This is a genomic window from Methanobrevibacter sp. (assembly GCF_045611865.1).
In the GTDB taxonomy this organism is placed as follows: domain Archaea; phylum Methanobacteriota; class Methanobacteria; order Methanobacteriales; family Methanobacteriaceae; genus Methanocatella.
On the sequence record NZ_JAZKXX010000070.1, the window covers coordinates 1 to 13,401 of the forward strand.

The window sequence follows — 13,401 nt, forward strand, 5'->3', positions numbered from 1 at the left end:
AAAAAAGTAATCGATTAAAAAACTCTTTATTTATAAAAAACCAAAACATTTATATACAATTCGATATAACAGTATATTATCAAAACGTAATGGTGATAAAAAATGAAACTTAGTGCAAGAAATCAATTAAATGGTAAAATTACTGGTGTTGAATTAGGTGCTGTAATGGCTAACATTAAAATCGAAATTTCCGAACCTGATGTTATTACTGCTGTGATTACTAAAGAATCCGCTGAAAAATTAGGTCTATCTAAAGGTGATGACGTAACAGCAATTATTAAATCTACTGAAGTTATAATCGGTAAATAGATATATTGATGGAGGAATTTTTCATGAAACTTAGTGCAAGAAATCAATTAAATGGTAAAATTACTGGTGTTGAATTAGGTGCTGTAATGGCTAACATTAAAATCGAAATTTCTGAGCCTAATGTTATTACTGCTGTAATCACTAAAGAATCTGCAGAAAAATTAGGTTTGGCTGAAGGTGATGATGTAACAGCTATTATCAAATCTACTGAAGTAATTATCGGAAAATAAGTTTAGGATTGGGATTACAATCCCCAAATTCCTAATAACAATAAAATAGCAAAAATAACTACTGCTACTTTCAAAATAGTTTTTAAGTTTTTTATTATCGCATAGACGATAATAAACAACAATATTAATTTAATTATAAAAAGAATTTCCAATTTTTATCCTCCTGCTAGGATAGTTTTTGTACCTTCTTTTGAAATTTCTTCTTTTTTAAACTCAACTTCATATTTTACAGTTTCAATAACTTCTTTTAAAGCGTCAAGAGTTTCTCCCCTATGCGCTCCTAAAACTGCAACTAGAAATAACATGTCTCCGGTATAGAACTCACCGATGTAGTGAATGACGGAAATTTCATGAACATTATATTTTATTTTTGTATTTTCAACTATTTTTTCAATTTCACTTTGAGTTTTTTCTTTATCAGGTGTGGTTAAAATTAACTTTTCCAAGTTCATATTTTCTTCTTTTCCACGTACTATTCCTTCAAAAGTAAAAATAGCTCCTGAATAATCAATTTTAGTACTTTTCTTTAAATCAGCAATTAAGTCTGCTGTTGTTACTTTGTCTTCTTTTGCTTCAATAACTCTTACAACCATATTATTATCTCCAGTTGGTAAATATGATTAAATTAGTATAAATAACTATTGTTATATGTCACTAATTTCTTTAATTGATAAATTTTTAATTCTCTCAACACCGTTAATTTCATTTAACACATTAACAGTTGCTTTTGGGACCAATTCTTGCCAATTGTCATCTTCTAAAATCCTACGCCTAACTTCAGTTCCAGACAAATGCATGCGGTCATAAAGTGGAGGTTGTCTTACTTCAAAACCTTCTTCGGCAAATAACTGTTTAACAAGGGAATTTCCTGAATAAACAATAGTAAATGGTGGAGTTAACATCTTAACATGTGAAACCCAAATAGCGTTGAAATTGATATCCTGCATTGGAATTATGTAATATCTGGAAGGGTCAACACCTTCATCAGCTAAAGCTTGATTAATCATAACAATCCTTTCACCGGCAGTAAATGGATCTTTAATTTCATGGCTTAACTGTGCGCTTCCAATACCAATAATAATTTCATCAACTTCATTTAATATCTCATTGATAATCTGCATATGTCCATTATGGATTGGTTGCATTCTACCAATTAATATTGCTCTAACTTTCTGCATAATATCACTTAAGGATGTAATTTCTCTAAACAATTAATTAAATTCTCAGCAGTCTGTTGTTTTTGATATAAGGCATCTGTAATTGATGTTTCCATAAGGAAAGTGTTAATTCCTTTCTTAGCAATAGGTTTTGTTACCTTTTCAGGACTTGTTCCTTCACTAAATTGGTAATCTACTAGATTAACATCTCTTGAAATTTCTCCAATATAACTATTTATTTTATCGGTCCTATTTGAAAGGCTGAAAATGAAATTTGAATATTCATAATCAGGATTAATTTCATGAACATCGATTACAATGAATGGATTATCTTTAACAATATTTGGAACTACGAATTCGTTGGCCAGTTCTTCACCAGCGGGTCTTGTATCATCTCGAGAAGTTAAATCATCTTTAGTTACAATATAGTAAATAACATATTTTTTAGTTAAATTCTGAGGCCCCTCTTCATGGGTTAGATTATAAATAGTGCTATTGATGGCTTCATGAATTTCATGTTCTCTTGGATGAACACCTAAAATGAGCCCAACAGTCTCATTTGAAGATAAATCGCCCGCTTCAATCTTATAAACAGCACCGTTAGCATTTTTTCCTACAGTAGTTACAGTATAATCATTATCATGATTCATCGTATTTGTTAGGATAATAGCTAAATTAAAAATTACTATAACTATTAAAACTAATAGCAATAATTTATATTTCATTTTTTTATTCATAAGTTGACCTTATTAAATTAATTATACATAAATATCTAACTAAACTTATATTAAAGACTTTTTACTAAAATTATAATAATTAAATTATGGAGTTTTCATAATGGAAAATAAGAATATAATTATTATACTTGTGGCAGTAATAGCAATAATTGCGGTTGTTGGTTTTGTTTTCACTAGTGGAATATTAAATCAACAAGATAATGGTGTAACCACTCCATTTAAAACAGAATTTATGGAAGGAAGTTTCGTTGGAAACGTTACTTTAGTAAATGATGATGAAAAATTTATGCATTCTTATGAAGATAAAGAACATAAAATTACTTATAATATTTCAACTGTAGATAATTCTTCAGCATTGATGGAAATTTATGAAGTTCAAGGTTTATCAGCTCCTGAAGAGAGGACATTGAATGGAAATGACTGGAATATCTACTTTACTCAAGCAGTTCCAGATGATGCGAAGAATGATACTGATGCAATGACAATTATAATGTGTGAATCTCAAGGTGAAAAACAAGGATATTTAATTTACATGATTGTCGATGCAGCTTCAGACGTTAATTCTACATTAAGTACCTTTGGTCAGTCTTACACAGATTATCTAGAGCCTTTACTTAAAAGTGTCACTTTAAAAGAAAGTAAACATGTTCCGGCTATTAATGAAGAATTTGGTCTTAGCGAAGAAGAATTTGCTCAACAAATGGAACTTGTTCACCAATATAAAGCAGGAAATACTTCTGCATTAGAAGGTTAGATAATGAAGATTACAGTTTTTCATGCAGATGAGTGTGATAGAAAAAAATGCACATCCATAAAAATGGAAAAACAAGGCAAATGTAGGTTAGTTTATAATATAAACAAGATTCCTTCAGGAGCTATTGTTTTAAACCCCTATGCTGAAAAAGCTGTATCCTATGAAGACTATAGATATGTACAAAGAAGAGGAATTGTAGGGCTTGACTGTTCTTGGAATGAGGTTACAAGTTCTAAAAAATTCTTTTCTTTATCAAAATATCACAGATCACTTCCATTTTTAATAGCTACAAATCCTGTTAATTATGGAAAACCTTGTATTTTATCAACCGTTGAAGCAATATCTGCAACATTATACATTACTCGTTTTAAAGATGAAGCACGTAAGTTAATGGATGGTTTTAAATGGGGACATACATTTTTGGAACTTAACCATGATTTACTTGAGGCTTACAGTGAAGTTGATACTAGTGCAGAGGTTGTTAAAGTTCAAAATGAATTCTTATCTGAGTGCAGATAAATACCACTCATTTTTTAATACTTTTTAATAAATTTTTATTACTTTTTTGGACCTTTTTTCCTTTTTTCTTTTTTCTTTAATATTTAAATCAAATGAACATCTTAATTTTAAACAATGACTAGAATATCAGTTATCCTGCCGGTTTTCAACGAAGAGAAATTCATCAAAAAAGCTATTGAAAGCGTACTGTCACAGTCCCTTGATGATTTTGAACTCATAATAGTAAATGACGGCTCAACCGATGATACGTTATCAATAATTAACGGTTTTGACGATTCAAGAATAAAGATAATTAACCAGAAAAATCAGGGCCCCGGAGCATCCAGAAACAATGCTCTTGAAATGGCCAAAGGTGATTATGTGATGTTTCTTGACGGGGATGACTGGTACTGTCCCGACGCCTTGAAAACCGCTTACGGTGAAATCACATCCAAAGATACAGACATTTCTATTTTCCAAATCATCAAATATAACGACGGTGAGTATAGCAAGAACAGCTGGTTTAATTTGAACAATTTCTCAGAAAAATTCGAAGACAGGGTGTTCAATCCCCATGAGTGCGGGGATTTTCTCTTTAACATTTCTGTCAGCGCCGCCCAGAAGATATTCAGAAGGGAGTTTTTAGTTAAAATTAAAGCAAGGTTTCCCGAAGGGATGTATTTCGAGGACATGCCGTTTTTTTTCTACACCTTCCTCAAAGCTGAAAGGGTTTCAATCATAAAAAGGTATCTCTATGTCAGACAGAAGCATGATGGCTCTATCACTGAATCCGTTGACGCCAAATTCCTCGATACCGTTCCTGCAGGTCAAATTCTTATGGAAATATTTACCAAAAACGGATGGTATGACATGTATATGTTCGATCTTTTGGCATTCAAGGTAAACGGCCCGAGATATGCCCTTATGGGAATTGAGGATAAATACAAAGAAGAACTTTTCACCTTAATAAAGGATGACTATGAAGAGATAAAGTCAGGCAAATATTATGATGATTATATGGAAAATCTCGGGCCGGTGAAAAGGAAATTCATGCTGGACGTTTTAAATGCAGGGGATTATGAGGAATTCATGACCCTGAACCAGACAAAATCATCACCTGCATAGAGGCTTACAAGTACTGATGTCAATGAAATCAAAACAAATGGGGATATCACTTTTAATCGATTAAGAGATTCAAAATGAGATACTTTCTGAAAAAGGTATAAATTCAGAAATATAATTCCAAGTGCAATTAATATTTTTTTCGATTTTTTTCATGGAAAACCTCTGTTTTAACTCATTTTTACTAAACCTTTAAATACTATTAAGATAAAATAATTAATTAATAGTTATGAACACTGAAAATCACTTTTTTATTTCATAACAGTTATTTTAATTAAAATTATATTTTCACGATTATAGGAGGAGTTATTAATGGCAAGATTTGAAGAAGCAGAAAACAGGATGTTCAATGTAAAAATCTGCTTAAAATGTAATGCTCGTAACCCTGCTGGTGCTACTACTTGTAGAAAATGCGGTTACAAAGGTTTAAGATTCAAAGCTAAAGAAGCAAGAGGATAGATTAATTCTCTTAACTTTTTTTTATCTATTTTTTATTTTAGTCAACACTACTTTTTTTCAATTTAACAATAATTTAATATATTATTTTAAATAAATCTTATTTTATGAAAGACGTTGAAAATTATATTCGGGATATTTTAAAAACAAGATCTATTCATTTTACTTTAATTGACCCTGATGAACAAACTCCAGAAAAAGCTTTAGAAATAGCTACTTTGGCTATTGAAGGTGGTACTGATGGTATTATGATTGGTGGATCAACTATCAATGGTGAAGATTTAGATAACACCTGTAAAATATTGTCTGAGAATATTGCTGTTCCTATTATTATTTTCCCTGGAAATACTAGTAGTGTAAGCAAACATGCTGATGGAATATTTTACATGAGCTACATTAATTCAAGAAATCCTCACTGGATTAACGGTGCACAGGCTATTGCAGCACCATCTGTCAAAGCATCAGGTATTGAAATTTTACCTATGGCTTATATGGTTGCAGAACCTGGTGGAACTGTTGGTTGGGTTGGAGATGCTAATTTAGTACCAAGAAACAAACCAAAGATACCTGCGATTTATGCTATGTCTTATGAAATGTTTGGATTTAAATTTTTCTATATTGAAGCAGGTTCCGGTGCAGACGAACCAATCCCTCCAGAAATGATTGGTTATACAAGAAAAGCGGCTCCAGAAATTATATTGGTTGTTGGCGGAGGAATCCGTGATGCTAAAGCAGCTTACATTGCAGCAAAAGCTGGTGCAGACATTGTTGTTACCGGTACTGTTGTAGAAGAAGTTGACGATGTAAAAGCTAAAATCCAAGAATTAACTGGAGCTATTAAAAAAGCTTCACTAGAGTAGATTATCTCTACTCAATTTAACTTTTTTTATTTTAATAATTTAATAATTTTCTTATTTTTTTCAAATTTTTGATGTAATATTTTAAAAGCAATATTGTTTTGTTTACAATCGTTTTCTTTGCAAACAATTAAATATGCAGTTGTATAAATTATTATTAAGTTAAATACTTATCAAGTGTTTAAATTGGTTATATACAAAAATTAAAAAAGGTAATATAATGAAATTTGCACATTTAGCAGATACTCATTTAGGTTATCGCCAATTTGGTTTAATTGAGCGTGAAAAAGACTTTTATGAAGTATTTGAAAAGGTAATAGACAAAATTATTGAAGAAAAAGTTGATTTTGTAATACATAGTGGAGATTTGTTTGAAGAAGCAGTTCCCTCTCCGAATGCACTTTTAGCTTTTCAAAAGGGTTTACTTAAACTAAAAGGTTCAGGCATTCCCATGTATGCAATAGCTGGAGACCATGATGTTGCAATGCGTAAAGGATCCATTCCTCCACAAGTAATTTTTAAGAAATTGGGCCTAAAAGTAATTAGTCCGATTAATACAAATTACATGCATGGAGACATATTTATCGCAGGGCTACCTTATTATCCATCATCTCAAGGTAAGGTTTTAAAATCAAAACTTTCAGAATTATCTAAAAAAGCAGCTAAACATGAAAAATCCATCCTAGTTCTACATCAAGGAATTGATAAATACTATGGTTATCAATATGAATTGGAAATGGGAGAAGTTCCAGATAACTTTAATTATTATGCAATGGGTCACATTCATAAATATGTTAATGATAACTTTGGAGCGGGGAAATTGGTTTATCCGGGTTCAGGTGAAATCTGGAAAACTGATGAATGGGAAGATTGCCTGGAGAATGGTAAAGGTTTTGTTTTAGTTGACTTTGATGGCCCAAAGCCACTTACTAAAAGAGTAAAAGTTGACATTCCTCGTGAATTTATTAAAAGATCTCTTGATTATAATAACTTAGAAAGTGGTATTGCGGGAATTAGGGAAACAATTAAAGACTTTGACAAAAAACCGATTTTAGATTTAACAATCAATAATGTTGATTCTGACACTGGTATAGTTTATGATGTCATTAAACAGGAACTTGAGGACTTATCCTTAATGATTAGGCCTACATTCAATGTTGTTGGAGAAGAAAGCATTGATGAGATAGTAAATCAAAATGAGGCACTGGGTCCAAAAGAGCTTTTGACTGAGCAGCTTAAAGGTTATGGAAATGGTGATGTTAACGCCTTGGCTATTGAATTATTTGACTATCTCTCAAAAGATAGAACTGATGAGGCCAAAGAGTTAGTTGACCAATATTTTGAAGACCATTATAAAAATGTAAATGATAACGTTGAATTTAAAATTGAAGAAGTGAAAAAAGAAGATTCTCAAAAAAACGGATCTAAGGATGTTCAAGTTACATTTAATGAGGTTTTAAAATGATTTTCACAAGATTAAGACTAAATAACTTCAAGTCCCATGAAAGCACTATCATTAATTTTGATAAAGGAATAAGCGTTATTGTGGGAGAAAATGGTGCTGGGAAATCAACAATTTTGGAAGGTATTAGTTTTGCTTTATTTAAACAGCATGCAACTAAAAATCTTGATGATTTGGTAAGGAATAATGCTCCTTCAATGTTGGTTGAGTTGGAATTCAACTCCGACGGCAGGCAGTATAAGGTTATCCGTGAGAAAAAGGATTCTTTAAAATCGTCAATTTATAAGAAAACCTCACAGGATAGCGGTTATGTTCATATTTGCAGTGGGGACATGGAAGTTTCTCGTGAAATCAACAAAATTTTAGACATTGATTCTGACATGTTTTTAAATGCAATTTATATAAGACAAGGAGAGATTGCAGAGCTCATTGATAAAACTTCAGATGAGAAAAAGCAATTGATAGATAAATTATTGGGTGTAAATTCACTTGAAAAATCATGGCAAAACTTGCAGCCATTAATCAACGATTATGAAAATCAGCTTTCAGAAATTAACGGTAAATTATTCAATTCCACTGATTTGGTTGAAGAAAGAGATAAGAAAAAAGAAGAATTGAATGTCCTTAAGGATAGAGGTCATGAACTTGAAGAGCAAATAGAGGAAGTTAATGAGTTTTTAAGTGAAATATCTGAAAGCAAAAGGAACATGGAACGTGAAAAAGAAATTCATGATGACCATGTAAATAAATTAGATGCGGAAGAAAAAACATTGGCAAAACTTGAAGAGGATAAAAGAGTAATTCAGGACAATTTGGATAAGATTCGTGAAGCTGAAGGTGAAATAGAAAGGCTTGAAAAATATGTTTCTAAATTGGATGTTTATCTTGACTTTGAAAAATCAGTAACTAGCATACAAAGTCTAAAAGAATCTGAAAAAGAAGTTGAAGATAAATTGGATTCAATTAATGAGCAAAAAAGTATCATGGACGATAATAAGGAGGGCTATGATAAATTTTTAGCTTCCGATGAAGAAATCAATGAATTAACTGATAAAAAAATTAATATGGAAAAAGAATTGGCAGCAATGGCCAAGCTTGAAAAAGATAAAAAATCTCTTTTAAGAGATATTGAAAATGAAAGAAATGGTATACAAAACTTTTTCTCAAAATCAAGAAATCAATTGGATGAGGAAGGCATAAACAAAGACGTTTTGGCTAAAATTGATGATTTTAATCATATTGAAGAAGCAACTAATGACTTTTTGGACGAAATATCTCTAAAAATAAAAGAAATGGGTAAAACTATAATTTCCAAGAATGAAGAAATTGTTGTTTTTAAACAGAATATCAAAGCTAATGAAAAGCCTTTGGAAGAGCTTGAAGATGTTGATAGTAAATGTCCGGTTTGTCAATCTGACATTAGTTCTTATAAGAAAAAAGAATTGGTAAAGTATTATAAATCACTTATTTCTGAAAATGAAAATGCAATTTCTGAAAACAAAGAAGCTGTTAGTCTTTTAACAAAAAATAAAGAAAGTTTTGAAGATAAGCATGAAAGAATTTTGGAGTTGTCTAAAAATATCATTGAATACAAGCAAAAATTCAATCAACTTCAAAGCGAATTGGTTAAATTAAATACAATTGATGAAGAACTTGAATCTAAAGAATACATCACAAATAAATTGGGTGAGATTATTTTATTAATTTCTAATAAGAAAATAGATAAGGAATCTTACCAGGAATCTTATGATGTATACAACCAGGCTAAAGGTGCTTTAGATGTTTTAGGAAATAAAACAGATGCTCAGTATAAGTTAAAACAAATCAAGAATGAAATAGACAATCATGTAACCAATATTAAATTGGCAATTGATCAAGATCCACATTTAAGTGGTGACATCACTGCATCTGAGCTTAAAAATCGTATTGATGATTTAAAACAGAAAAATGATGAATTCCACCAACTTAAAGGTTATATTCAAAATAAAAATAGTTACATGACTCAATTGGACTCTATCAAAGAGGATATTGGAATGTCTATTAATCAGATAGACATACTTAAAAATAAAATTGACGCTTCTGTTTATGATGAAAATAAATATGAACAAATTATTTTCAAAAATGAACGTTACGAAAGAAGATATGATGCTTTCAACAGTGAACTTTCTGAAATTAAAGGAAGGGCACGTGAATCGATTGCAAATCTTAAAGAATTAAATGCAAAAATTGAGACTGCTGAAAAGTTCCAACAGGAATATAATAATGTTTCAGATTATATTAACTTGTTAAATCATATTAGAAACTTATATAGTGGAAATGGAATTCAAAAAGATTTAAGGAACATTTCAAGACCTTTAATCCAAAGATACACTAAAGAATTCTTTGCTGAGTTTAACTTTAACTATTCTGATTTAACTTTTGATGAGGAGTATAATGTGACTGTATATGGTCCTGAAGGTGAATCATCAATGAGTATGGTCAGTGGTGGTGAAAAGATAGCTATTGCCTTAGCCTTAAGACTTGGTATTACTCAGGCAATGGCTAATGGAGAATTGAATACAATTTTATTGGATGAGCCTACAATTCATTTGGATGCATCAAGAAGGCATGAATTGGTTAATTTATTAAAGGACATGACATTGCTTCCTCAAATGATTATTGTGACTCATGAATCACAGCTTGAAAACGCTGCAGATAACATAATTAAAGTTGAAAAAGAAAATGGAATTTCAAAAGTAGTAATGTAATTACATTATTACTTTTTTCACATTGTTTCTGGTGCATCTTTAATAGAGTCGATTATACAATTTGCATTCCAACCAACAATAGTTGCTGCTTTCTCTTCTAGGAATTCCGGAACTTCTTCAAGGCCTAGTGGCCTTACTAAAACCATAGGGATATTGTACTTTTCACCGGCATTTACTAATTCTTCAAAAACTTCTTTATTATCATTGTAAAGGCCTGCAAGTAGAATAATTCTATCTACTTTTTGGTAAAATTCATCTCCCGCATTTGCATATGATCCGGATATGGATTCTTTCCATAGGAAATCAACTTTTGAGAATAACTTTTCTGTAAATTGACCATATTCGTTTCTTAAATCAACACCATTAGTAATGATTAAATTATATATTTTATCGTCCCTTTCATCTTCAAACATTTAAACACCTTGCTTTTAATATTGGCATTATAGTATAAAATAATTTGTTTTACAAAATATTTATTAATTTTAAAATGTAAGATTATATTAGAATTATTAAGGAATTATTATATGAAAGCAGCTGTAATCGGATTAGGTGTTGAAGGAAAAAAGGCAGTAAATTCTCTTTTAAGGCATGGGTGGGAAGTTTACGCCACTGATTTGAATATTAATGTTGATTTGAATGGTTTGGATTTGCCAATGTTGTCAATGAATATGATTGATGAAAAGCAAACAATATCCATTGTTGGTGAAAATATAACAGTGGATTTAGGTTTTACAAATTCATATGCTATTGAAGAGTGTGATGCAATAGCTATAAGTCCCAGCATGTTTGGTGGGGCTTTTGCAACAAGATTATTGGAAAGCGGGGAATTGTTAAGTGATGTTATATCAAAACATAAGGATATTTTTACTATTGGGATAACAGGTACAAATGGTAAGACCACTACTGTTCACATGATTAAGGAAATTTTAGAAAATGCAGGTAAAAAAGTTTTAGTTGGTGGAAACGGTGGTGGAGGATTTTCAGGTTACTATGATTTAATTTTAGATGCTAATGAAGGAGATTATGACATATTGCTAGTTGAAGTTTGTGACATGACTTTGGATTTTGCGAAATATTGTTTTGATTTTGACATGATTGGCCTTACTAACATTGGAAACGATCATATGGATGTTCACAAGACAATTGCAAACTATAAAAACTCTTTAGTTAGATTTTTCTCAAATACTACAATATTTACAGCATTTAATCAAGATTTTAATTCTGATTTTAAGGAGTCAGCTAGTAAAACTATTCCTTATTTTGTATATCAAGATGAATTACAGTTATTTGGTAAATTTAATTTACTTAATGCAGGATTAGCTACTGCAATAACAAGGGAATTGAAAGTTCCTAAGGATATTGTTAGGTCCACTTTGGCTGAATTTAAAGCCGTTGAAGGTAGGATGGACGTTTATAAAATTAATGATGCAGATGTTTATGTTGGAAAAACTGATAATTCTGATGCTTTGGCATCTATTCTTTCAGAAAAAAATTTTTATGCAATATTTATTGGAACTCCGCGCCACAATGAAGAGCATCGCTTAGATATTTTAGATGTTGCGGTAAAATATAATCCTGAAGTTATTGTACTATTCCCTGGCCTTGATGATACTTTAGATATTGCTATTTATAGGTTAAATTCATTAGGTTATATGGGAAATATTATTACTGTTAATTCTTTAGACCAAATCATCGAGTTGGTTGCTGAGTATTCTCATGAAGAAGCAATTTTAATTGGTGGAAATGGTCAAGATACAATCATTGATATTCAAGAAAGGATTAAGCTTATCTCTGAGAAATTATGAGTATGAGTAATCTATATATATTATGTAAATAAATATTAAATTATTATTGTTATTATTGGTGTATTAAATGAGTAGTAGTTGGAGAAAAATATCAGTTGCGATTTTTATAGCTTTAATATTATTATGTGCAGCTTTAATTGTCATTAATTCCGTTAATAGTACACCACTAACTGCTCAACAAGTATCCGACGAATTTAATCTTCCACTTGGCCAATCAATGTTTGAAAATGATTCGATAGTAGGTCAAAGTAATCCGGTTGAAGTTCCTCTTTTATCTAATTTTGGGTTTATTTCTCATCAGATTCTTGCATTTGACTTACAGGGAATTTTAATGACATTATCTACTGGTGTAGTTCCTTTTGATTTTGGAACTGTTTCTAGTGGTGGTATAGATACTTATGGAAATGTTGTTGATGTTGATGGTCCCGGATTTTTAACTATGGAAAATGACAAATTAATTGTAAAATCACCTGACCATTATATATGGGGTTACAGTACTGCGTATACATGGTTAGAAAGGACTGAAGAAGGAGTAAATATAGTTGAAAATGGTACTGTTGTCAAATCAGTTCCTGTTGATCAAATCAAATACTTAAATTATAGTAATGATTATTATAATAATGAAACTATAGTTAATTGGTATAATTATGATTCTGCAGTTGGTTCAACATTCATTCTAGAAAAAGGAATGACTAATTTTGATGATGGAAGAAATGATGTTGCTGCATCTCAAGTTCCGTTAATTTTCGGACAGGATGTTGTTGATTATGCAGCTGAGTATCCAACAGGTTCCCCAATATTGTTATATGCTGGACAATACACAGAGGAAGATGGTGAAACTTATGGTACTTCTTTAGGTTCACACCCGGAATATGGTGATGCTACACGTGAAATAAATGCTAAACAATTTGTTGAAGCATGGAATGGAACTATCATCCCGCCTAATTCAACTAGTAGTGGTAAGGATTATGTTTACTTTGCATCTGCATCTGATTCCGAAGCACCTGGTGGAAGTGCAGCACATGGTGTTTGCCCATCTGCAAGAGCATTAAGAGCTGCTGTACTTGCAGAAGGATTCGGATTGCCTGTTGGTATGGATGGTTCTGAAAATGCAGTACTGTTTGGATATAACCCTGCAAGTGATATAACTGTTACAAATAATCATGACTATCCTGTAAAAATTAATATGTGGACTGAAGGATCAGGAACTGGAATGGGTATTTATGCAAAAATAACAAGATATATTCCAAATGATTGAATATATCAA

The 13,401-nt window shown here is 31.0% G+C and carries 15 protein-coding genes; 11 read left to right on the forward strand and 4 right to left on the reverse strand.

What is annotated here, in order from left to right:
• Nucleotides 1–102: 102 nt before the first annotated feature.
• Together ACKI32_RS08040 and ACKI32_RS08045 are read left to right on the forward strand one after the other, a co-directional pair.
• Complete coding sequence (locus tag ACKI32_RS08040) at nucleotides 103–309, forward strand: molybdopterin-binding protein (protein WP_407415252.1); 207 nt, start codon at nucleotides 103–105, stop codon at nucleotides 307–309.
• Nucleotides 310–332: 23 nt separating this feature from the next.
• The gene (locus tag ACKI32_RS08045) at nucleotides 333–539 is read left to right on the forward strand and encodes a molybdopterin-binding protein (protein ID WP_407415254.1); all 207 of its coding nucleotides are present in this window, start codon (nucleotides 333–335) and stop codon (nucleotides 537–539) included.
• A 155-nt stretch (nucleotides 540–694) separates the two neighbouring features.
• Here the strand turns inward: ACKI32_RS08045 and ACKI32_RS08050 are convergent, their stop codons facing one another.
• The 3 genes from ACKI32_RS08050 to ACKI32_RS08060 are packed head-to-tail and all read right to left on the reverse strand — an operon-like array spanning nucleotide 695 to nucleotide 2,346.
• Complete coding sequence (locus ACKI32_RS08050; RefSeq protein ID WP_407415256.1) at nucleotides 695–1,132, reverse strand: molybdenum cofactor biosynthesis protein MoaE; 438 nt, start codon at nucleotides 1,130–1,132, stop codon at nucleotides 695–697.
• 51 nt (nucleotides 1,133–1,183) lie between these two features.
• Nucleotides 1,184–1,717: a nicotinamide-nucleotide adenylyltransferase gene (locus ACKI32_RS08055; RefSeq protein ID WP_407415258.1), complete on the reverse strand. Its 534-nt coding sequence runs from the start codon at nucleotides 1,715–1,717 to the stop codon at nucleotides 1,184–1,186.
• An 8-nt stretch (nucleotides 1,718–1,725) separates the two neighbouring features.
• Nucleotides 1,726–2,346, reverse strand: a complete 621-nt coding sequence (locus ACKI32_RS08060; RefSeq protein ID WP_407415260.1) for a hypothetical protein — start codon at nucleotides 2,344–2,346, stop codon at nucleotides 1,726–1,728.
• A 187-nt stretch (nucleotides 2,347–2,533) separates the two neighbouring features.
• Between ACKI32_RS08060 and ACKI32_RS08065 the strand changes: the two genes are divergently transcribed.
• The 7 genes from ACKI32_RS08065 to ACKI32_RS08095 all read left to right on the forward strand — a co-directional run bounded on the left by ACKI32_RS08065 (nucleotide 2,534) and on the right by ACKI32_RS08095 (nucleotide 10,329).
• A complete protein-coding gene (locus tag ACKI32_RS08065) occupies nucleotides 2,534–3,187 on the forward strand; it encodes a hypothetical protein (protein WP_407415262.1) in 654 nt (217 codons plus the stop codon).
• A gap of 3 nt (nucleotides 3,188–3,190) precedes the next feature.
• The gene (locus ACKI32_RS08070) at nucleotides 3,191–3,706 is read left to right on the forward strand and encodes a DUF367 family protein (protein ID WP_407415264.1); all 516 of its coding nucleotides are present in this window, start codon (nucleotides 3,191–3,193) and stop codon (nucleotides 3,704–3,706) included.
• 114 nt (nucleotides 3,707–3,820) lie between these two features.
• A complete protein-coding gene (locus ACKI32_RS08075) occupies nucleotides 3,821–4,810 on the forward strand; it encodes a glycosyltransferase family 2 protein (RefSeq protein ID WP_407415266.1) in 990 nt (329 codons plus the stop codon).
• Between the two features lie 309 nt (nucleotides 4,811–5,119).
• A complete protein-coding gene (locus ACKI32_RS08080) occupies nucleotides 5,120–5,266 on the forward strand; it encodes a 50S ribosomal protein L40e (RefSeq protein ID WP_407415268.1) in 147 nt (48 codons plus the stop codon).
• A gap of 104 nt (nucleotides 5,267–5,370) precedes the next feature.
• On the forward strand, nucleotides 5,371–6,123 hold the full coding sequence (locus tag ACKI32_RS08085; RefSeq protein ID WP_407415271.1) for a geranylgeranylglyceryl/heptaprenylglyceryl phosphate synthase: 753 nt from the start codon (nucleotides 5,371–5,373) through the stop codon (nucleotides 6,121–6,123).
• A gap of 217 nt (nucleotides 6,124–6,340) precedes the next feature.
• On the forward strand, nucleotides 6,341–7,585 hold the full coding sequence (locus ACKI32_RS08090) for an exonuclease SbcCD subunit D (RefSeq protein WP_407415273.1): 1,245 nt from the start codon (nucleotides 6,341–6,343) through the stop codon (nucleotides 7,583–7,585).
• On the forward strand, nucleotides 7,582–10,329 hold the full coding sequence (locus ACKI32_RS08095; RefSeq protein WP_407415275.1) for an AAA family ATPase: 2,748 nt from the start codon (nucleotides 7,582–7,584) through the stop codon (nucleotides 10,327–10,329). The genes ACKI32_RS08090 and ACKI32_RS08095 overlap by 4 nt, the downstream gene beginning before the upstream one ends.
• Before the next feature lie 17 nt (nucleotides 10,330–10,346).
• Here ACKI32_RS08095 and ACKI32_RS08100 read toward each other — a convergent pair whose 3' ends face one another.
• Nucleotides 10,347–10,742 carry a nuclease gene (locus ACKI32_RS08100; RefSeq protein ID WP_407415277.1) on the reverse strand — a complete coding sequence of 132 codons (396 nt, stop codon included), beginning with the start codon at nucleotides 10,740–10,742 and terminating at the stop codon, nucleotides 10,347–10,349.
• 111 nt (nucleotides 10,743–10,853) lie between these two features.
• On the opposite strand from ACKI32_RS08100, the gene ACKI32_RS08105 reads away from it, so the two are divergent.
• Together ACKI32_RS08105 and ACKI32_RS08110 are read left to right on the forward strand one after the other, a co-directional pair.
• The gene (locus tag ACKI32_RS08105; RefSeq protein WP_407415279.1) at nucleotides 10,854–12,134 is read left to right on the forward strand and encodes a Mur ligase family protein; all 1,281 of its coding nucleotides are present in this window, start codon (nucleotides 10,854–10,856) and stop codon (nucleotides 12,132–12,134) included.
• 67 nt (nucleotides 12,135–12,201) lie between these two features.
• Nucleotides 12,202–13,392 (forward strand): hypothetical protein, encoded by a 1,191-nt coding sequence (locus ACKI32_RS08110; RefSeq protein WP_407415281.1) that lies wholly within the window; start codon nucleotides 12,202–12,204, stop codon nucleotides 13,390–13,392.
• Nucleotides 13,393–13,401: the final 9 nt, after the last annotated feature.